The following is a 19,265-nucleotide window of genomic DNA, read 5'->3' as shown; positions in this document are numbered from 1 at the left end:
GGTTAAAACACCACGTAATACATCAGTACAATATTAAATGCGAGCAGTATTAAAGCAGTTGGAATTTGCACTTTGATGACGTGATATTTGTCTTTCAAGTCCAATAATGCTGCAGGCACAATATTGTAATTTGCCGCCATTGGGGTCATTAGCGTGCCGCAATAGCCAGAATACATGCCAATGGCCACCAAAGGCGCAGCGCTTGCGCCATGGGCTTCAATTAAAAATGGCACTGCAATGCCGGCTGTCATCACTGGAAACGCAGCAAAAGCGTTGCCCATTACCATAGTAAAAAGTGCCATACCAACGCAATATAACACCACTAACATAAAGCGATTTTCCGGCGCGATAAATAGTGTTACCACCTCTTTAATGGCGTCCCCAGTTTGTGCAACGATAAACACGCCACCAAGCATGGCCAACATTTGTGGCAAAATCGCTGCCCAGCCTATGGCATCAACCAGCCTGCGCGACTCACTAAACGCTTGCACTGGGCTACCGCCAGTTAATTTCCAACCAACGATGAGTGCGACTCCACATGCTAAGGTTAAAGCCCCCAAGGTAACATGGTGCGGATCAAATACCCGCAAGGAGCCAAAGCTCAGTGTATCAAGTAGCAAAGTACAGATAACGGTGACCACAGGAATAAGCACCGCGGGCAAAAATAGCCAGTTGCCAATCCGCTGTTGCGAGGTTTGCTTTTGTGCTTCCGTGGTTTGTTGATAAGTACCCAGAGAAACTTGCCCTAAGCCTGCTAGTAAGGCAATGGCGAGCACAGCGATGCCTACCCAGCGGTGTGTATAGGCGTCTCCTAACAGCATTTTTGAGACATCGCCAAATAAAAACACGCTGGCAAATAACCCCCAAAACAGCGCGGTGGTTAAGCGTTTCGGATGGCCTTTATCTTGCAGCGTTTTAACGACTAAAAATAGCAAGACCATGCCAATTAGCAAGTAAATATTGCCGATACTAAAAATGGCGGTTTCTGGGGCTGAGATTGTAGGCGTGCTCATGACAACACCTCACTGGTGTTGTTTTCAAGTTCCGACTTTTTTGTAGCGTCATGCTCCTGTGGTTGGCTTTTCAGATAAGCAACCAGCTGCTGAGTGATCTGTGCTTCTAATCTCGCTAAGCGAAAGCAATGTACAATCAAGGCGGCAATAGCGGTGGGAATAGCCCACAAACCAATGTGTAAAGGTTCAATCCCCATAATGCCATTTTCTTGTAAAAAGGCGTTCATCAATAGCACTGCGCCAAACGCGATAAAAATATCTTCGCCAAAAAATACCGCGATGTTGTCACAGGCGGCAGCGTGAGCTGCGATTTGATCTTGAATGGGTTTGGGTAGAGGCCCGTGCAAATTTGCCGCCGCGCCCAGTGCCATAGGGGCGAGTAGGGGGCGAACCGTTTGCGCGTGACCAGCAAGGCTAATCAAGCCAAGGGCTGCGGAACCCTCACGAACCAAAAAATACATCATTAAGATCCGTGCCGTTGTGGCACTTTTAATGCTGGCTATCCAAGCTTGTGCCCGTTGCTGCAAGCCGTAGCGCTCTAACAGCGCAATAATAGGAATGATTAGAAATAAGCTCGCGAGTTGCCGCGCGTTAAGGAATTTTTCACCGAAGGTTTCGAGTAAAGTTAAAAAATCGAGCTGTACTGCCCAACCGGTTGCAATACCAGCGCTAACCACCACCAATAACGGGTTAAAGCGCAGCGCAAAACCTGCAACCACCACCACGATACCCACTAAGGGGAGTAAATTTAATTCAGTCATTATTATTATAGTTCAAGGCAATATCGGCGCGTGCGAGGTGTAACTCTTGTTCACGCGTAGCGGCAAGTGCCGATGAAAAGTCAGCCGCAACAAATCGACAATACTGTAAAGCGCCTAATTGTGCAAAGTGTCTGAGATCTGCCCCGACCACTTGTCCAATAATCGGATAGCCGCCGGTGGTTTGACAATCTTGCAATAACACGATTGGCGAGCCGCTAGGCGGGAGTTGAATAACCCCAGGGTGCACCGCTTGTGATGGGAGATCAAGATGATGATGTAACTGTGCATTATCATTGGTATCAAGACGAGCGCCCATGCGGTTACTACACTTGGCAATTTGCCAGTCATGTTCTAGCAGCTGAGCAAACGCATCATTCGGTAAAAGATGACGATGAGGCCCTGGTAAAACACGAATGTTTTGTTGATAAGGAGGAAGACGAAAGCCAACACAAGATTTAAGCGTAGCTTTGGGTGGCGTGCCGAGTTTAATTACATCGCCTGCTTGCAAGGCACGGCCTTTCAACCCACCAAATTGCGCTTGTAAATCGGTCGCACAGGAGTCCATCACCGTATCTACAGCAATTCCGCCCGCGACACATAAGTAGGCGCGCAAACTATTTTTGCGTCCGCGTAGTTGTAACATGCTGCCTTTTTTAGCCTGTATGCGAAAGCCCGGCGCAATTGGTTGTTGATCTAAACTTGCTTGCAAGCATGCGCCCATTAACACAAATGTACAGGGGCTATCAAAACGTAATTGTGCATTACCAAAGGTAATTTCTAAACCAGCGGCATTATCTTGATTGCCCACTAAACGATTACCGAGACGCAGCGCCAAAGGGTCGAGCACTCCTGCGGTGGCAACTCCTAAATGACGGTAACCGTGACGGCCAAGATCTTGAATGGTGGTAAGTGGGCCTGGGGCTATCACTGTGATTGTCATCTGGATACCTCGAATACGACCCGATCGCCCGGATTAAATAAACAGGGTGAACTTTGGCGATGGTTAAACAAGTTTTGTTCAGTACGACCCAGAATATGCCAGCCTCCCGGTGAGCTAGAGGGGTAAATCGCACTCAGCTTGCCAGCAATGGCAACGCTGCCAGCGGCGACATGGGTACGCGGCGAGGCAAGACGCGGGACATGTAACTGCGCTGCTAAACCCTGTAGATAACCAAAACCGGGCAGGAATCCCATAAAACCGACGCGATACTCAGTTTGGCTGTGTAACCGGATGACATCTTGGCAACTTAATCCTAAGCGTTCTGCCAGTGGAATGAGATCGGGACCAAATTGACCGCCATATTTGACTGCAATGCGATGGACTTGGCAGAGGGTGTTTGCTACTTCTAGTGTTTGCCATTCTTGCGCTAACCTCGATTGCCAATACTGACAACGATTGGCATCGCGCAAGTACAGTGTGACGCTGCGTGCCGCGGGGACGACATCATGGCATTCTAGACTTGATTGGCACAACTGGGTCACGGCAAGCAAACATTCTGCAACGGCTTGGTCGTTAAGTGGTAATGTTGGAGGGAGGCTAAATACCACAATATCTGGCGCAAGGGCTACTAAGTCGGCTCTCAAATCAGCTTGGCAGTTCTTGGTAACTTCAAAAGTGCTAGGCAAATGGCACCTATATTTTTTAAACCTTGTACAGTAAGCATAACCAAAAGGCCATGCAATTGCATGGCCTCAGGGGGAAAAGCGTGTGGTTATTTGTTGAGCAACCATTCGCTTAGTAAGCGCACACCAAAACCAGTGCCACCTTCAGGTACTTCATCCTGGCTCTTAGAAGATAGCGCATTGCCTGCGATATCAAGGTGAACCCAACGAGTATCACCGGCAAATTTTTGTAAAAATGCCGCTGCAGTCGTTGCACCTGGGCCGCCACTGCCAACGTTTTTAAGGTCGGCGATATCTGATTTCAGCATATCTTCATAGCCTAACGGCAAGCGCCACAGGTTTTCGTTGACTTGCTTACCAGCAAACGTCAGCTCTTGTACTAACGTATCGTCGTTTGAGAAGATCCCCGCGTAGCGGTCGCCAAGTGCGCTGACTTTAGAGCCGGTGAGTGTTGCGATATCAATCATGATCTCAGGGGAGAAATGTTTACGGGCGTACCACATGGCATCACTTAACACTAAACGACCTTCTGCGTCGGTGTTAACCACTTCTACTGACAAGCCTTCAGCGGTGCGTAATACATCACCAGGTGCGACCGCATATTGAGACACCATGTTGGCAGCCATACCCATCACGGCAACTACGTTTACTTCTGCTTTGCTCAGTGCCATTGCTTTAACTGTGCCAAGTGCCGCAGCCGCACCTGCCATATCAGACTTCATGCGCGCAATTGAAGCACCCGTTTTGAGGCTGTAACCACCTGAATCAAAAGTAATACCTTTGCCAACCAAAGCAACAGGCGTGCTGTCACTGCCTTTGTAATGGGCAACCACTAAACGTGAACCTTGGCTACTGCCACGGCCAACACCTTCCAGTGCGCCCATACCAAGAGCTAGAATTTCTTTTGGCTCTAATACTGTAACAGTGACACCCAGTTTTTCTAGCTCTTTGGCTGCGTTAGCAAAATCAACTGGAGTCATTTCGCTGGCGACTTCAGATGTCAGGTCGCGCGCAAGAAACACGCCTTGTTGAATATGTGCTAGTGTTTGATATTTATCCTGAGCCGCCTGATTGTCCGCAACGTTCAAATGGTATGTGAGCGATTGTGGCTTGGCGTCTTTTTTGTAGACGTTAAACGTGTGGTCACGCAGATTGATACCATGTGCGAATTGCGCGGCCAATTCGGCGTTATCGGCTTTACCTGTAACTTGGTCGAAGGCAACACTAATCGACCCAACTTTCTTTGCTTGTAATTTAGCGTGGATGTTACCGCCAAGCTTAGTTAGCTTGCTGACATCCAATTGCTCGGTGTCACCTAAACCTACCACTAAGATACGGCTGTATTTACTGTCAACTGGGGCTAAAAGTTCAACTGTTTTGCCAAAGTCACCTTTAAACTGCTCGGCAGCTAAAGCTTTGGTTAACTGTTTTTGCGTGTCTTTATCTAAAAACGAATAGCTGCTGGCAGCGGCATTTGATTGAAACAGCACTAAAGCATCTGCGTCATTGATACGTTTGGTAAATTCGATATCTGCTGCTGTTGCACTTGCGCTGATGAGCGCCAATGCTGTCATAGTCAATTTTAGATTCATCATCTTATAGCCCTTAGTTAACTCTATTGCAGCGCTTTTTACCTCAAATGTGCATAACTGACTATGCTGACGCGGTGAATCTCGCGTTTTATCCGGCGAAACGCAGAAATCATCATGAAAGTAGAACCCAGCTATGTGGGTCTAATTCTGCATAGGTAATAATTTGGATATCTACCATGAAAGCTTTTATCAGTATCACCTTGGCATTCGCCTTGATTGTTGTTAGCAGTGTATTTATGAGTAATATGCCTGCACGAGCCCAAACCTTAGTTGGTGGGCAAAGTACGGGAGGCGAAATCCCACTGTCGGCACCTGCCAATGCAACCTCGCAAATCAAAACTTTAGTGCTTGGCTCAGGGTGTTTCTGGGGGGCGGAAAAGGGCTATGAAGCTTTACCTGGGGTGATCAACGCAGAATCGGGCTATGCTGATGGGCAAGGGTTTAGCGCCAGTTATAAAGCTATTACTGCGGCTAAGCGGCGCTTTGACCCCAATAATTACGCCGAGGTGGTAAAAGTTACTTATAACGCGGGAATTTTATCAACTCAGGCTTTATTACAACATTATTTTGAAAGCCATGACCCGACTCAAGGTAACCGTCAGGGCAATGACGTTGGCAGTCAGTATCGCTCGATTATTCTTACCTCAGATGAGCAACAACTTAAAGTAGCTCAAGCAGTTAAAGCACAATATCAGACTCTGCTGAGCGCAGCTGGTTTTGGCACTATCACAACAACTATTAAACCGCTAAAGGCATTTTTTAAAGCTGAAGAATATCATCAGAATTATTTAGCTAAAAACCCCAATGGCTATTGTCCAGATCACAGTACCGGAGTGCGCTTTGATAAAAGTAGCCAAGTACAGGTCGATAATAGTGCTTTACTTGCAGGCAAACATATTGTGGTGATTGAGTCACGTAGTTACTGCCCTTACTGCGAAAAGTTTAAAGCCACCGTGGTGAATGATTATCAGGGCGATATTGCGATTAGTTATCGGTATGCAGACCAACTGCAAGGCTTACAAATTCGTTCGGCTACTTGGGCCACACCGACCATTTTATTTCTTGAAAATGGCAAAGAGCAGGCTGGAGCGCAAGGTTTTATGGCTCGGGATGAGTTTTACCAAGCGCTTGGTGCATTTAAATTAGGTGACAGCGAGGCGTACCATATCGCGTTTAATAAAGGGACGGAGCGGCCGTTTTGTCAGCAATACGATTTATTTAAGTACACCGGCGAAGGTGTGTTTGTCGACAAACTCAGCGGTGCAGCGTTATTTGATACCAAAGATAGGTTTAACTCAGGCACTGGCTGGTTGTCATTTACCCATCCAGTAAAGGGGAGTGTGACCTATCATGAAGATAATAGTCATGGCATGCAGCGCATTGAACTACGCTCGAAATCCAGTGGTATTCACCTAGGGCATGTTTTTAAAGGCGAAGGGCCAAACGGCGCAGACCGCTATTGCATCAATGCAACCGTGCTTGAATTTATGCCGCGAGGCTAAACACCGTAAATATAACGTGTTAGCAAAGTACGTTGTGGTCATTCACATTGCGCTTTGCTACGGGCAATAAAGTCTTGTATTTCGCCAGAGGCGAGTTTTGCATCCAGTGCTTGATTGAGGTTATGAAGAATGTTTTTCCAGTCAGGAACTTGTTTACTGAGAGCAAAATAAAGCGGGTTATAGGCAAGGTGAGGGGTTAGCACATGCATCTGATTGAGCATGTGGCGTTTTTCGGCAATACTAACATCGGCTTGTTTGATGGTTGAGCGTACTACTTCAGGATCAGCCACTATCAGCTCAACCCGTTTATTGGTTAATAGTTTGATTTGCTGTAAGTCGTTAACAGCTTCAACCGTTTTGAGTTTGCCGTTATCTATGAGTGCATCAAATTCAGGCGTATTTTGATAACCACGCACTATGCCAATGGTTTTATCTAAAATAGACTGCAATTGACCATTAAATTGAAAATCGCTGTCTTTGTGTTTAAACAGGCTTATCTCCCCACCGGGAAAGTTGTGTGACAGTGCCAATAAAGCACGCCTCGTTTTGCCTCGTACTACGTCAGAAGGTGCTTCTTGTTCGATATAATACTCAGGAAATATAATATCAGCCTTGCCAAGCTCAACATCTCGCACTGCCCGAGCCCAAGGGAGAAACTCAACATAAACGCCATAACCTTGAGAAGTTAGCAAATAGACCGCAAGCTGAAACACCCATCCTTTATTGCATAGGCTGTCGTCGATATAAGGCGGCCAATTGAGCGTCACTAACCGTAACCGTCGCTCCGCGTCAGGATTAAACAAGTAGCCACGCTCGTGGGGTAGACCAGAATATAAAAAACTTTTTCCGTCATTGATGTAGCTAACATGGACAGGCCGTTTTGCAAATACGCTAGGCGCAGCCAGTAGCACAACAGATAGCCACAACACTATAAAGTACTTCATAAACTAATTAACATAGGGGCACTCTTTGCCAGTCTAGACTAAATAACGGTACGTTAACAAATTTTTGTTGCACATGAATGGCTAAGGAACAAGTGTAATTTGCTGTAATCGGCAAATACATCAGCTTTTTCTAAAATGGTCGATAGAAAGAGTAGTTGTATTTTTAAGGATCTCCGCTATGTCCAGCCCGTTGGCAAATTGCCCGCTTTTGGATTTGTTCAATGACAGCATTACACAGTTAAATATCGACTCTCTTAGTTGTAATGAGTTCCAACCCGAGCAAAACCATCACCATGAAGTCTTGTTACTGGTGGGAGATATTTATTCCCAGCGTCATCATTATCAGGCGATGGTAATACAGCAAGGTATGGTAGCGGCAATTGGTTCAGAGCCGCAAATGCAGGGATACTTGCAAGAGCACAATTTAACCTGTAACCAAACTCTGAGATTAAGTGCGGCAAAATGTATTGTGCCTGGCTTTATACAAGCGGAGCTTGATCTAGGAACTGCGCTTGCAACCAGCAGCTGGTTTCACTTAGGGCCATTTGGCCTACAAGGTAACTGGCAGCAACCAATGCCAAATTACAATCTCCATTATTTGAGTCGAGCACTGAGTTACATAGATAAAAGCTTGGATGCTGACGAATGGTTACTGGGTTTTGGTGTAGATCTGAGTCTGTTACCTTTTTCGCCTTTTCTACCTCACAGTGAGAGTAAAGAGCCTTTATCTTTGGAATTTCTTGATAGCTTACAACTACCTCGACCTGTGTGTATTTTTGATAAGACGGCTGAGCGGGCATTTATTAACAGTCTCGCGACTATGACTTTGTATCTAACTTTACCAGATGAAGCAAAACGACGTTTCGCCAATGTCAGAATCTTTAGTCAATACATTGAGCAGCAAGGTGGTTTAAATAAAGACGAGTTTGCTTGGATTTTGCACGCTTTACCGCAAGAGCAGATATTAAGGGCAACTCATCAAACCGAGGGCGCGTTGAAAAACATCATTATTCAGGCATTGTCTCAAGGAGTGACTACTCTAGCTGTAAGTCAAGCAAGGCAAACCCATCCACTCCATAACAAAGTGTTGGCGCTCTTCCATCGCATGGCAAAAACAATAGCAGAGCAGCGGGGTAACCGCGTTCATGCAATCCGAGTGCTTAATCACAAAGCTCAGCCGCAATCAGCAGATGTGGTTTATGCGCACCCTGACTCTCTGAGCCTAGATGGCTATTTGCAGATGCGCTCGCAACCATTTAGCAAAATTTTGCCACTCCGGCAGATGATCACTGACAACAAGTTTGTAGTATTTGCTAGCCAGTTTCCAGAGCGGCCATTAGGAGCACTGCGACATTTTGACAGTGCGGTTAATCGCGAAATGCATACCGCGCCCGGATACTATGTCGGTGCAGAGCGTCATTTGTTGCCAGAACAGCGAATTGAGATGCGTGATGCGTTAGCGTGTGTGACGGAAAACCCCGCGCAACTAATTGATAGTCCGCATCAACTAGGGGTTTTAAAAGTTGGTGCGGCAGCTGATTTTGTGGTGCTGTCTCACAATATTTTTGCTAACCCAGATCTACTCAAGGAATGTTTGGTCGAACAGACTTGGGTTGCCGGTCAGTGCAGCTATTCACTGGGTGAAGATTGCTGAAGGGCTTTGCGTAGCCCTGCAAAGGCTTTCAGCATTTGAATGTTCATGCGTTTGAGTTCATGAATAGCTAATAATAATTGCGAGGCTTTGCTGTGATTTAACTGCCCAAATACAGCGTGGCGATAAATAGCTTGTTTTTGTAACTCAACGCCTTTTAGGTAATTGCGATACACGCGTTTAAATTCAACCGATTGATAATCTGGCTCAGCCAAGGTTTGCCACAGTGCGACTTCAAGTTTGAAGTGTTCATTGTGGTCACCAAGTGCAAGGTCAATTTTTGGGATAAGTTGTAACACGGTTTCTATACGCAATTGGCTGTTCGAGAGTAGCACCATCAGCCTTGATTGGCGGGCCGATAACGTCGATTGCCCTAACTGGCGTAAAAAGTCAGCTAATTGCTTTTGAGTTTGCAGCACAGGTTGCAGGGCTTTTTCATCTGGTTTAATGCCTCGGCTAAGCGGTAATACATGCTGTAATAGCTGCGAGATTTGTTCTAACTGCTCCATAGTTAAAGCGCGCAGCGCCGTATCTGGCATTAATAAGCTGTTAGCATCGACATACTTGAGTTGGCTGGGTTTTTCCGTAAAGCGACGATTTAGCCACCTCACCAAAGGTTTTGTCATCGGCCACAGCAAACATACGCCGAGCACATTAAATAAGCTATGAAAAAGCGCAAGGCTAACCGCAGGCGTAGAACTGATGGAAAGCGATTGTTCAAGCCAAGCTATCAAATTCAAAATTGGTGCAACTAATAGCACCGCAACTAAGGCGGTGACAACATTAAATAGTACATGCAGCCACGCGAGGCGTTTGGCGTTAGCGGTGGCTGCCAGCGTGCTCATGATGGCGGTTGAGGTAGTACCAAGATTCGCGCCGATGACAAAGCCAGCGGCAATGGTGAGATCGAGCCCTGCAGTTGAAACTGCGGTTAAGACCAAAGCAATAACTGCCACCGAGGCTTGCATTAAGGTAGTGAGTACCGTACCGATTAGTACCGCGATGAGCAGGGCGCCTAAACCGCCTTGCTGCAAAATGGCGAAATCTAAGCTAATACCTGAGGCGTCAAACCCAGTTTTGAGATACGACAGACCCAAAAATAACGCCGCAAAACCGATTAACGCTTCGCCTAGACCACGACGTTGCGCACTGCTCGAAAATAACTTCAGCAAAGCCCCGAAGCCAAGCAAGGGTAACGCAAAGGCATCAATTTTGAGTTCAATGCCGACAAGAGCAATAAACCATCCAGTGAGCGAGGTGCCCACGTTACTACCATAAATGACAAACGCGGCGCGCTCTAAGGGCAACACCCCAGCATTAACAAAGCCGATGGTTGCTACGGTAATCGCGCTGGAACTTTGCACCGCAATGGTGGCAGTGGTGCCAAACAGCACACCCCGTCTTGGTGTGGTTGTCCAATGCTCTAATGCGGCTAAAAATTTTGGCCCAGTCGCGGTTTTTAAACCGTTACTCATCCAATCCATGCCGAGTAAAATTAACCCCAGTGCGCCAAAGGCAATTAACAATTCTTGCGTCATAGTTTTCCTTTAAAGTAAGCGGCAAGTGTAACAGCAGAGCACTACAATGCTTTGATCTCGCGCTATAAATTTTACTATATACCTTTTCTACAGGAAGTTGCAGTGGGTCGGCTGAGTGACCTTACAGTTGCAACTGCGCGACGACGATTGGCGCGAAAACGGCTGATACATTTTGTCACTATTTTTCGAAAGCTAAGCGGTGAAAGTTTGTTACACTAACAGTGAGTTCAATAAAGGGACACGGAATTATGTTAAAGTCACTTCTTAAAACGGTTGCCAAGCACCAAGTAAAATCAGGTGTAGGCAAGCAGGTACTGAATCAGGTTTTCGAGCAGGGTGTTTCTGCACTGCGCGGTGCGAGTCATACTAGCGGTCAATCCACAGACACAGGGAACGAATTAATAGACAAGCTCAATCGCCTCTGCCAAGACGGTTTGCCAGACGGCGAATATCCTGTTTATTTGAGTAAAACCACAGTCCTTGTGACCATACGTCAAGGTGGTATTGTGGCTTTGAAACAATACTGAAGTTTGTTTAATTCTACTGAACACAAGTAAAGAGTCAAGTTGAGGAAAACTATGCGGTTGGCAGGCAAAGTCGCACTTATTACAGGCGCGGCACAAGGGATTGGTTTGCAAATAGCAAGGCGATTTGCAGAAGCGGGGGCGTTCGTATTGCTTTCAGATATTCAATCTTTTTCGGCGGTGATACGCAGTGAGTTTAACTCCGCACAGGCGGATTTTGTCACTTTGGATGTTACTGATGAAACACAGTGGCAAGCGGTTAAAGAGGACATTGCTAACCGTTTTGGTGGTTTGGATATTTTAGTGAACAATGCTGGTGTAACGGGGTTTAGCGATTTTCCAGAGCGTCATGATCCTGAACATTTTACTTTACCTGCTTGGCGACACGTACATAGCGTGAACAGTGAGGGCGTGGCACTTGGCTGTAAATACGCGATTGCTTTAATGAAGGGACGTAAAGCCGCCAGCATAGTGAATATTTCGTCTCGCTCCGGTTTAGTGGGGATCCCAGCGGCCGCGGCTTATGCTGCGAGCAAAGCTGCGGTGCGCAATCATAGCAAGTCAGTCGCCCTTTACTGTGCCGAGCAAGGTTATCCTATTCGGTGTAATGCCATTCATCCAGGTGCCATATTAACTCCGATGTGGGAGCCTATGCTACCTCAAGAACCCAAAGCAAGGGCTGCGGCCATTGCAGCTATCGCGAAAGATGTGCCGTTGGCAACCATGGGTGATGTTGATGATGTTGCCTATGCAGCACTTTATTTAGCCAGTGATGAAGCCAAATATGTAACAGGCATTGAACTCAATGTCGATGGTGGTTTGTTAGCCGGTACAGCTGCGCGTCCACAGCAACAATAAGATTAATCTTAAGTTAAAATATGACAGCTGGGTCAAAATACTCAGCTGCTTTTTGTCTATTTCTTTTTAAATTCAATGAGTTGAATGGAGTGTTGGGAAGCGTGAAATACCGATGGAATAAAAATGTAACATGATTATGAATTAAAGTTATATAAAATATATTGTATACAGTATAAATAAAGTGTTAATTTTCTCGCGCCTATTCGGGCTTGGATACAACATTTTTGAAGGTACAATATGAAACTGACAACATTAATAACCAGCATGCCAATACTTGGCGCAAGTTTAGTGACGAGTATCAATGCGCTGGCGGCAGCACAGCATGAAACCCGGCATTTTACTCCCATCCCAGCTGTGCAAACCCAAACCCAATATCATGCTCATGACCACAAACAAGCCGATGAACGTGCGCCTATCGCCGTGCAAGTAAAGCAAAATAACTTACTACACAAGGCAGCGCGCACGACTTTGCAGGCTGCAGCAACTAATTGCGACCTCAGTGCATTAGCCAATGCGAATAGTAACACCATAGCTGATCTTGTGGTGTCGCAAGGGGCCGGCTGTATTAACGATTTATTCTCGGCAGCCAGCGCGCAGCAAGCACAAGTATTTACCGCGCAGAAAATGCTTGCTGCAGCGGATAGAGCTCAATCCCTTGCAACGGCCTACGCTGGAAATGGCAGTGATGGGTTAGAAGCCTTATTCTTATTTATTCGCGCTGGGTTTTACGTAGAATTTTATAATGATTCAGTGACGTTTCCGGCTACGGTCAAACCTGCAGTGAAAGCGGCACTAGATGCGTTTGTAAACAATAGCCATTTTTATGACGACAACGATGCGCACGGCAAAGTGTTGAGCGAAGCCATTATTACCATGGACAGTTCAGAGCAACAGGACGTTTATCTGCCCGTGGTGAAGCAATGGTTAAGTCGCTGGAATCAAAGCTATGCTGGCAAATGGAATATGCGCGGTGCGGTAAATAACATTTTCACCATTTTGTATCGCGGTCAGTGGAACAGTAATTTTGTGGCTTTGGTTGGTAATGATCAAGATCTTGTCACCCAACTTGATGCATTTGTGCAAAAGACTTGGATGGTCAATTCCGACGCAGAATTTATGATTGCCAATGCGGGTAGTGAACTTGCGCGACTAAAAAAATATTCCGGGACTGCAATCCAAACTAAAGTAGATAGCGCGCTCAATGCCTTGTTTAGTCGTTATCAAAGTTATGGTTTTGGCGATGCGGTATGGCTTGCCGCAGCGGATGTGGCGAGCTACTACGTGGATTGCAGTAAATACAATATTTGTAATTTTGATAAAACGTTAGAGTCGCAAGTGTTGGCACAAAGCCACCAGTGCAGTAACACTATTCGTATTCGCGCCCAAGAACTCACGAGCATCCAATTGACCTCAGCGTGCGCCACCATGGCAGCGGAAGAAACGCGCTTTCACGCCAGTTTAGCGACTAACAATCAACCCGTTGCGAACGACAACAATACTTTTTTACAAGTTAACATTTTTAACTCGAGTGCCGATTATCAGAAATATGCCAAAGCCATCTTTAAAATTGATACCAATAATGGCGGGATGTATTTGGAAGGGGACCCAAGCAAAGTAGGTAACCAAGCTAACTTCATCGCCTATGAAGCTTCTTACGCCAAACCTGATCACTTTATTTGGAACCTTGAACATGAATATGTGCATTATCTAGATGGTCGTTTTGATATGTACGGTGACTTTAATGCACCGACTCAAGATGTGGTGTGGTGGAGTGAAGGTGTGGCTGAATACATTGCCAATCAAAATGACAATCAAGCTGCGATAGACACCATCAAAGATGGCTCGGTGTACAATTTAGCGCAAATTTTTGCAACCACTTACGATGGTTTTGATGTTGACCGTATTTATCGTTGGGGTTATCTCGCGGTACGTTTTATGTTTGAACGCCACTTTTCAGAGGTTGAGGCAATGCTGGCGCAGACTCGCGTAGGCAACTGGAGTGGTTATAAGAGCACAGTAGACAGCTGGGCACAGCAATATAACAGTGAATTTAGCGCATGGACTCAAGAACTGGCCAACGGCACGAGTAATCAGGCACCGACTGCGGTGATCAATGGTCCGTACAGTGGTGATGTGAATAGTGCAATTGCGTTTTCAAGTGCTGGCTCCGCAGATGCAGATGGCTCTATAGTCAGTTATGTATGGGATTTTGGTGATGGCAGTCAAAGCAATCAAGCATCACCTAGCCACAGCTATACTAGCGCAGGTAGCTATACAGTTACCCTGACGGTCACAGACAATCAAGGTCTTGCGACTCAAGCCAGTACCAATGTCACGGTTAATGCGGTAAACACCGGCACGACTTTACAAAAAGGCGTAGCAGTGACACTTGCTGCGGCACAAAATGAGCAGCTAGCGTTCACTTTCACAGTTCCTGCTGGGGCGAGTGACTTGAGCTTTGTTACCTCAGGTGGTAGTGGTGATGGTGATTTATATGTACGCTTTGGTGCTGCGCCAACTACGACTTCGTGGGATTGCCGCCCGTATGTGGGCGGTAACGCTGAACGTTGTGACATTGCTACGCCACAAGCTGGTACTTACCACGTCATGGTGCGTGGCTACAATGCCTTTAGTGGTTTACAACTGGTTGCCGATTACACAGCAGCGGTAGCGAGCTTACCGAATGCCTGTCAAACCCAAGGCCCAGTCACCAGTGGTCGTTTAACAGCGGGCCAGGCAACTTGTTTAGGTGGCCAAGATCCAATGTGGTTTAGCTTAGAAAACGTCAGTGGGCAGCAAAGTATCAGTATTGAAACCGCACACGGTACGGGCGACCTTAATTTAGAGTACAGTAATCAAGGTTGGCCAACCGCAAGTAATGTTGAGGCAAGCTCAAATCGCAGCGGTAACGGTGAATGTATTAACCTCAGTGGTCAAAATAATTATTGGGGTTACTTGAAAGTCTCTGGTCAAGCGAGTGGTGCGACGATTAAAGTCAGCTACAACGAAGGTTGGTGCAATTAACCGTTAAGCAAAGATAAAGGCCTCAATGAGGCCTTTTTTAGTTAAATACAACGCGCAGGTTTTGGTAAGCCAGCTATTTTTGTAGCTTGTTTTGCTGGGCCTTTAGGGAATAATTTATAAAGGTACATACTGTTGCCTTTATCTTCACCAAGCGCTTTTGCCATTGCTTTGACCAACATTCGGATAGCAGGGCTAGTGTTATATTCAAGATAAAAATCACGGACAAAATGCACGACTTCCCAGTGTGCATCGCTCATCGTGATGTCTTCCAAACGAGCAATTTCAGCTGCGAGCTCATTGCTCCATTGGGTATGATCTAACAAATAACCTTGTTGATCGGTGGCGATTTCTTGGCCTTTAAACGCTAACATAATTACCAACTTATATTTGTTTGACAAAGTAACGTCAGCTCGACGAACTCTGTATCAGAAATGACTTTCACCCCTTCAGGCAGCAGAGCGCCGCGTGCAGTTGCACAATCCGCGAGAATATGCAGATTGGGAAGATGGGCAAATTGCGCTGCTGCATAACAGGCATCTTGCGTAAGCACGACTATGTCGTCCTTGGCAATGAGTGCACTGGCAGAGGGTAGAGCCTGCTCCAAAAGACTTGAGAATATATGTAATGTTGCCATTAAAAGGTGACCACCTTATCAAATTGCTGAATTAGCTCAGCTTGCTGCTTGGAAGTTAAGGCGGTTACGGGCAGCGCCAATTGTTCCTCAGCTAGGCCGTAATGTAGCAAACTTTCGGCGCACACGTAGAGTTGCTCGACATCATAGATTTCGAGCGTTTTCATGGTTTTGAACTGATCTTTTAAGCCGAGCACCTGAGGTTGCTGAGCGCCTTGTAAGGCATACAGAGCAGGGCCACGAAAGAGCCATGCGACCTCAGCATCTACCGCGGCAAAAATAAGCGCCATATCTAACGCTTCTTTTAAGCTTGCACCGCTATAAGGTGAGTTTTGGCTAATGACAAGAATTTTGGTCATTTAAACTGCACCCATTTATCCACTCTACTGGTACGCATAGCAAACTCAGCAAGCCCAGCGATATCAAATAATTCGCTATCACACTCCACACCACGGCTTTCCGCAGCGGTAACACATAACATTAATGGAATATCCTTCGCCTTGAGTTGGCGCCAGAGGGATTTGGCATCTAATTGATCTGAGGCTACTTGGATATGCTGCTGCGCATGATACACACCTTGCTGATAAAGAAACACCGCTTCTATGGTATGCCCATTCGCGATAGCAGCAGTAGCGTAGCGGTAGAGCAGCTGTACCGAAGTCAATGAGCTCGGTGCGCTATGAAGTGAAAGGACGAAACTTGCCAAAATAAACCAATAAAAAAGCCCCAAAGGTGGGGCTTATTTTAGCAAATCTCAGCGATTAGTCATCACTTGCGCCGAACAAGTGTAGTAGTGCGGTGAAAAGGTTGTAGATGTTGAGGTACAGGCTTACTGTTGCAAGCACATAATTGGTCTCACCACCGTTCACGATGCGGCTAGTATCGAATAAAATCAGGCCAGACATCAGTAACACTACTGCAGCATTGATAGCCATAAATGCGACTGAGCTGCCGATAAATAGGTTTACTAGGCTCGAAATAATCACCACTACTAAACCGACCATTAAGAATCCTCCCATAAAGGAGAAATCTTTTTTAGTCGTTAGTGCGTAAGCAGATAAACCAAAAAATACCAGCGCTGTTGAACCAAGTGCTTGGGTTATCAGCATTGCGCCGTTTGGCATACTCGCGTAGTGCGCGAGCATTGGTCCTAAACCAAAGCCCATTAAGCCAGTAAATAAGAATACTAGGCCGATAGCAGAGGATGAATTCGCTTTTTTCTGGATAACAAATAGCAAGCCAAACGCCACCAGAGAGCAAATCAATCCGGTGAAGCGCGGCAGCGCCATAGTCATCGAAATAGCTGCGGTGACGGCACTAAATGCCAATGTCATTGCCAGCAAGAAATAAGTGTTTTTCAACACCTTATTGGTTTCAAGCGTCGACATCACCGGTTTTGCGGTTTGATACGAGTGATTGAAAGCCATATGAGCTCCTTATATTGAAAATCTAAGCTACTAACGTTAAGTGTTCTTTGCACCTATTGGTTAGAGATTTTGTTCACTTTCTTATCCTTAGAAAAGAGTAACAAGACTCTCTAATTTGGGCAATCTAATCTAAATACATAGACTGAAAAACACCGATTTAGTTCCCGTCAGATAGTACGCGTACCAGTTAGGGTTAAGCTGAGAATGGCAAATGGGCGGTGATCAAGCACGAATTCACAAGTAAAATAATGACCAAGATAGGTATGGTAGGGCCGGAAATAGCAAAAGTGGTAGGTTAAGTGATTCTTTAATGGGCAGAAAAGCTGTTTTTTAAGCAGTTGAACTTTTTTTTGCAAAAAGTGCTTCACATCATCGCCGAGTTTCTCTATTATTCGCCCCGCTGCGGAGAGATGGCTGAGTGGTTGAAAGCACCGGTCTTGAAAACCGGCGTACGTTAATAGCGTACCTAGGGTTCAAATCCCTATCTCTCCGCCACTCATTTTAAGTTCACGCAGTAATATGCGGGAATGATCGGTTTAGGAGAGATGGCAGAGTGGTTGAATGCACCGGTCTTGAAAACCGGCATACGTTAATAGCGTATCTAGGGTTCAAATCCCTATCTCTCCGCCACTAAAAAGAAGGCCGCAAATTAAGTTTGCGGCCTTTTTACTTTTCATACACTGACTTATTTATCGCAGGGCGAATTGCGCCCGGTGTCAGCAGAGTTAGTTGACATTGATAAATGGGTCCCACGCAAAATAGCCAATGATGTGGCCATTGCTGTTATCCACCAATACAAACGACATATAGTATTGAATGTGTTGATTAACCTTAGTTAGCTTAGCACTGTAAGAGCTAAAAGTATTGGTGAAACGTGTCACCGACGAAGGTGAAGTGTTATCCGCAGGTGGAAGATAATTGTTTTCTTCCTGAATGGTACTGCCATAAGCTTGTATGCCATTCGACGGGTTAAAGCTCGCGTTGTAAATGGTTGCTGAGTGATCTGTGTTATTGCCAAAGGTGGTCATAAACCAACTGATAATATCTCCAGATTGCGCTTTGATGGTGAGTTCAGATTGGCCTTGGTCATTCACCGCGACGCTATGCTGGGCAATCATCGAAATATACACGTCTGATGTGCCATATGACCCGAGGAGGGTGGGACTGCCAGCACTGCCTGCATGGAGGCTACCATCCGCAACCTGTTGTGCCAGTTTTGCACCGTCAACTGCAACTAATACGTTAATTTGACTCATGTTCTTGTCCTTGATCTAAAGTTTTGTAACCACTTCGACACACAGCGCAACAACCTCGTCGATGCCGATGTGACCGGGTGCGAATAGGTCTAAAAAGGTCTCAATTCGCCCCCCAAGGCTAGTTCAATTTCACCGTATCGCTAATATTGTTTGGGCGCAAACAGCGGCTTGGGAATAACTTATTCTTATATATTTATGCTTCAGTTAGTTAGGTCGCTAGTCCAATCGTAGTTCTAAAATAGATGTGGATTTTTAACCGCATGAAGTAGTGCGTCGTTTGGTGCTTATCAGTAGGGTAAATCTATTAAGTGCCACAATGCGCTTAGTCAAACTAGTTAACACACCCGTTATAGACCAAAGTCGAGTTGAGTTATTTGCAACCTCGGGCAAGCTTAAGTGTGGCAGTAAATTACTCCGAACAAGTGAGTTAAGATGAAAAATCAGATCCTAAAAGGCGTGGGCTATTCGCTATTATCGCCAATATTAGTGGGTACAGTGCTTGGCATTTATTACGCAGTGACTTTACCTAATGGCTCCAGCGCGACATTTTTTAGCTTACTGATAAGTGCGATAGCCAACGCCCATATCGTCGGTTTGGCAATTGGAGTCGCTGTGCTACCCGCATATTTGTGGCTCTATAAGCGGGGTAAGGTCAGCTATAACCTGTTGGCAACGGTTGGGTTATTGGCTGGCGCGGTGTTTAGTTATATTTTTGCCGCGGCGGGGGGAGTCGGTTTTATTGTAAATGCGGTAATGTCAGGATTAGCCGCAGCGCTGTTTTTATATGGCTTGCGACGAAACGCAGAACGACTTGTCTAAAATCTCATCAAGCGATGCAATATTTACAGAGAAATAACACTTTTTGACTGGAAAAGGTTTCATTTAAGCCCGTGAAAGAGTACCTTAGGCTTCTATGTATTT

General features: G+C 45.9%; 19 protein-coding genes and 2 tRNA genes. 8 read left to right on the top strand and 13 right to left on the bottom strand.

Annotated features, from left to right (window positions below):
• Nucleotides 1-2: 2 nt before the first annotated feature.
• The 5 genes from ACFOEE_RS06320 to ACFOEE_RS06300 all read right to left on the bottom strand — a co-directional run bounded on the left by ACFOEE_RS06320 (nt 3) and on the right by ACFOEE_RS06300 (nt 4,989).
• Nucleotides 3-1,013 carry a DUF979 domain-containing protein gene (locus ACFOEE_RS06320; protein ID WP_377122125.1) on the bottom strand — a complete coding sequence of 337 codons (1,011 nt, stop codon included), beginning with the start codon at nt 1,011-1,013 and terminating at the stop codon, nt 3-5.
• The gene (locus ACFOEE_RS06315; protein ID WP_377122122.1) at nt 1,010-1,774 is read right to left on the bottom strand and encodes a DUF969 domain-containing protein; all 765 of its coding nucleotides are present in this window, start codon (nt 1,772-1,774) and stop codon (nt 1,010-1,012) included. The genes ACFOEE_RS06320 and ACFOEE_RS06315 overlap by 4 nt, the downstream gene beginning before the upstream one ends.
• Nucleotides 1,767-2,714 carry a 5-oxoprolinase subunit C family protein gene (locus ACFOEE_RS06310; protein ID WP_377122119.1) on the bottom strand — a complete coding sequence of 316 codons (948 nt, stop codon included), beginning with the start codon at nt 2,712-2,714 and terminating at the stop codon, nt 1,767-1,769. Before ACFOEE_RS06310 ends, ACFOEE_RS06315 begins: the two co-directional genes overlap by 8 nt.
• Entirely contained in the window at nt 2,711-3,400 is a 690-nt protein-coding gene (gene pxpB, locus ACFOEE_RS06305) for a 5-oxoprolinase subunit PxpB (RefSeq protein WP_377122116.1), read from the bottom strand. Before pxpB ends, ACFOEE_RS06310 begins: the two co-directional genes overlap by 4 nt.
• Before the next feature lie 86 nt (nt 3,401-3,486).
• Nucleotides 3,487-4,989 carry a leucyl aminopeptidase gene (locus tag ACFOEE_RS06300; protein WP_377122925.1) on the bottom strand — a complete coding sequence of 501 codons (1,503 nt, stop codon included), beginning with the start codon at nt 4,987-4,989 and terminating at the stop codon, nt 3,487-3,489.
• Between the two features lie 176 nt (nt 4,990-5,165).
• Between ACFOEE_RS06300 and msrA the strand changes: the two genes are divergently transcribed.
• On the top strand, nt 5,166-6,491 hold the full coding sequence (gene msrA / locus ACFOEE_RS06295) for a peptide-methionine (S)-S-oxide reductase MsrA (RefSeq protein WP_377122113.1): 1,326 nt from the start codon (nt 5,166-5,168) through the stop codon (nt 6,489-6,491).
• Nucleotides 6,492-6,529: 38 nt separating this feature from the next.
• Here the strand turns inward: msrA and ACFOEE_RS06290 are convergent, their stop codons facing one another.
• Entirely contained in the window at nt 6,530-7,435 is a 906-nt protein-coding gene (locus tag ACFOEE_RS06290; RefSeq protein WP_377122110.1) for a substrate-binding periplasmic protein, read from the bottom strand.
• A gap of 178 nt (nt 7,436-7,613) precedes the next feature.
• Between ACFOEE_RS06290 and ACFOEE_RS06285 the strand changes: the two genes are divergently transcribed.
• Nucleotides 7,614-9,089, top strand: coding sequence for an amidohydrolase family protein (locus ACFOEE_RS06285; protein WP_377122107.1), 1,476 nt, complete (start codon nt 7,614-7,616; stop codon nt 9,087-9,089).
• Here the strand turns inward: ACFOEE_RS06285 and ACFOEE_RS06280 are convergent.
• A complete protein-coding gene (locus tag ACFOEE_RS06280) occupies nt 9,065-10,624 on the bottom strand; it encodes a Na/Pi cotransporter family protein (protein WP_377122104.1) in 1,560 nt (519 codons plus the stop codon). The genes ACFOEE_RS06285 and ACFOEE_RS06280 overlap by 25 nt on opposite strands.
• Nucleotides 10,625-10,872: 248 nt before the next feature.
• On the opposite strand from ACFOEE_RS06280, the gene ACFOEE_RS06275 reads away from it, so the two are divergent.
• The 3 genes from ACFOEE_RS06275 (at nt 10,873) to ACFOEE_RS06265 (ending at nt 15,030) form a co-directional block, all read left to right on the top strand.
• Nucleotides 10,873-11,151, top strand: a complete 279-nt coding sequence (locus ACFOEE_RS06275) for a hypothetical protein (RefSeq protein ID WP_377122101.1) — start codon at nt 10,873-10,875, stop codon at nt 11,149-11,151.
• A 51-nt stretch (nt 11,152-11,202) separates the two neighbouring features.
• Entirely contained in the window at nt 11,203-12,006 is an 804-nt protein-coding gene (locus ACFOEE_RS06270) for an SDR family oxidoreductase (protein WP_377122098.1), read from the top strand.
• 237 nt (nt 12,007-12,243) lie between these two features.
• Nucleotides 12,244-15,030, top strand: a complete 2,787-nt coding sequence (locus ACFOEE_RS06265) for a collagenase (RefSeq protein ID WP_377122095.1) — start codon at nt 12,244-12,246, stop codon at nt 15,028-15,030.
• Nucleotides 15,031-15,071: 41 nt separating this feature from the next.
• Here the strand turns inward: ACFOEE_RS06265 and ACFOEE_RS06260 are convergent, their stop codons facing one another.
• Genes ACFOEE_RS06260 through ACFOEE_RS06240 form a run of 5 tightly spaced genes read right to left on the bottom strand, consistent with a single transcriptional unit; the run spans nt 15,072 to nt 17,088 of the window.
• Complete coding sequence (locus ACFOEE_RS06260) at nt 15,072-15,401, bottom strand: TusE/DsrC/DsvC family sulfur relay protein (RefSeq protein ID WP_377122092.1); 330 nt, start codon at nt 15,399-15,401, stop codon at nt 15,072-15,074.
• A 2-nt stretch (nt 15,402-15,403) separates the two neighbouring features.
• Complete coding sequence (locus ACFOEE_RS06255) at nt 15,404-15,664, bottom strand: DsrH/TusB family sulfur metabolism protein (protein WP_377122089.1); 261 nt, start codon at nt 15,662-15,664, stop codon at nt 15,404-15,406.
• On the bottom strand, nt 15,664-16,020 hold the full coding sequence (gene tusC, locus ACFOEE_RS06250; protein WP_377122086.1) for a sulfurtransferase complex subunit TusC: 357 nt from the start codon (nt 16,018-16,020) through the stop codon (nt 15,664-15,666). Before tusC ends, ACFOEE_RS06255 begins: the two co-directional genes overlap by 1 nt.
• Entirely contained in the window at nt 16,017-16,367 is a 351-nt protein-coding gene (gene tusD, locus ACFOEE_RS06245) for a sulfurtransferase complex subunit TusD (protein ID WP_377122083.1), read from the bottom strand. Before tusD ends, tusC begins: the two co-directional genes overlap by 4 nt.
• Nucleotides 16,368-16,422: 55 nt before the next feature.
• Nucleotides 16,423-17,088 carry a Bax inhibitor-1/YccA family protein gene (locus ACFOEE_RS06240; RefSeq protein WP_377122080.1) on the bottom strand — a complete coding sequence of 222 codons (666 nt, stop codon included), beginning with the start codon at nt 17,086-17,088 and terminating at the stop codon, nt 16,423-16,425.
• Between the two features lie 404 nt (nt 17,089-17,492).
• Between ACFOEE_RS06240 and ACFOEE_RS06235 the strand changes: the two genes are divergently transcribed.
• Nucleotides 17,493-17,583: transfer RNA gene (locus ACFOEE_RS06235), tRNA-Ser, on the top strand.
• A 44-nt stretch (nt 17,584-17,627) separates the two neighbouring features.
• A tRNA-Ser gene (locus ACFOEE_RS06230) sits at nt 17,628-17,718 on the top strand.
• 95 nt (nt 17,719-17,813) lie between these two features.
• On the opposite strand, the gene ACFOEE_RS06225 is transcribed toward ACFOEE_RS06230, so the two are convergent.
• A complete protein-coding gene (locus ACFOEE_RS06225; protein ID WP_377122077.1) occupies nt 17,814-18,344 on the bottom strand; it encodes an AidA/PixA family protein in 531 nt (176 codons plus the stop codon).
• 432 nt (nt 18,345-18,776) lie between these two features.
• On the opposite strand from ACFOEE_RS06225, the gene ACFOEE_RS06220 reads away from it, so the two are divergent.
• Nucleotides 18,777-19,163 carry a hypothetical protein gene (locus ACFOEE_RS06220; protein WP_377122074.1) on the top strand — a complete coding sequence of 129 codons (387 nt, stop codon included), beginning with the start codon at nt 18,777-18,779 and terminating at the stop codon, nt 19,161-19,163.
• The last annotated feature ends 102 nt before the right edge of the window (nt 19,164-19,265 follow it).

It is taken from the genome of Pseudoalteromonas fenneropenaei (assembly GCF_042643375.1).
Classification (GTDB): domain Bacteria; phylum Pseudomonadota; class Gammaproteobacteria; order Enterobacterales; family Alteromonadaceae; genus Pseudoalteromonas; species Pseudoalteromonas fenneropenaei.
Note: the sequence above shows the minus strand (reverse complement) of the source record. Positions and strands in the feature narration are given on the sequence as shown.

Excerpts from the sequence above, each read along its gene's own strand:
- ACFOEE_RS06310 (WP_377122119.1), bottom strand. The coding sequence starts at position 2,714 with ATGACAATCACAGTGATAGCCCCAGGCCCACTTACCACCATTCAAGAT.
- ACFOEE_RS06290 (WP_377122110.1), bottom strand. The coding sequence starts at position 7,435 with ATGAAGTACTTTATAGTGTTGTGGCTATCTGTTGTGCTACTGGCTGCG.
- ACFOEE_RS06265 (WP_377122095.1), top strand. The coding sequence starts at position 12,244 with ATGAAACTGACAACATTAATAACCAGCATGCCAATACTTGGCGCAAGT.
- ACFOEE_RS06315 (WP_377122122.1), bottom strand. The coding sequence starts at position 1,774 with ATGACTGAATTAAATTTACTCCCCTTAGTGGGTATCGTGGTGGTGGTT.
- ACFOEE_RS06220 (WP_377122074.1), top strand. The coding sequence starts at position 18,777 with ATGAAAAATCAGATCCTAAAAGGCGTGGGCTATTCGCTATTATCGCCA.
- msrA (WP_377122113.1), top strand. The coding sequence starts at position 5,166 with ATGAAAGCTTTTATCAGTATCACCTTGGCATTCGCCTTGATTGTTGTT.
- ACFOEE_RS06240 (WP_377122080.1), bottom strand. The coding sequence starts at position 17,088 with ATGGCTTTCAATCACTCGTATCAAACCGCAAAACCGGTGATGTCGACG.
- ACFOEE_RS06320 (WP_377122125.1), bottom strand. The coding sequence starts at position 1,013 with ATGAGCACGCCTACAATCTCAGCCCCAGAAACCGCCATTTTTAGTATC.
- ACFOEE_RS06225 (WP_377122077.1), bottom strand. The coding sequence starts at position 18,344 with ATGAGTCAAATTAACGTATTAGTTGCAGTTGACGGTGCAAAACTGGCA.
- tusC (WP_377122086.1), bottom strand. The coding sequence starts at position 16,020 with ATGACCAAAATTCTTGTCATTAGCCAAAACTCACCTTATAGCGGTGCA.
- ACFOEE_RS06255 (WP_377122089.1), bottom strand. The coding sequence starts at position 15,664 with ATGGCAACATTACATATATTCTCAAGTCTTTTGGAGCAGGCTCTACCC.
- ACFOEE_RS06270 (WP_377122098.1), top strand. The coding sequence starts at position 11,203 with ATGCGGTTGGCAGGCAAAGTCGCACTTATTACAGGCGCGGCACAAGGG.
- ACFOEE_RS06275 (WP_377122101.1), top strand. The coding sequence starts at position 10,873 with ATGTTAAAGTCACTTCTTAAAACGGTTGCCAAGCACCAAGTAAAATCA.
- ACFOEE_RS06300 (WP_377122925.1), bottom strand. The coding sequence starts at position 4,989 with ATGAATCTAAAATTGACTATGACAGCATTGGCGCTCATCAGCGCAAGT.
- ACFOEE_RS06280 (WP_377122104.1), bottom strand. The coding sequence starts at position 10,624 with ATGACGCAAGAATTGTTAATTGCCTTTGGCGCACTGGGGTTAATTTTA.
- ACFOEE_RS06285 (WP_377122107.1), top strand. The coding sequence starts at position 7,614 with ATGTCCAGCCCGTTGGCAAATTGCCCGCTTTTGGATTTGTTCAATGAC.
- ACFOEE_RS06260 (WP_377122092.1), bottom strand. The coding sequence starts at position 15,401 with ATGTTAGCGTTTAAAGGCCAAGAAATCGCCACCGATCAACAAGGTTAT.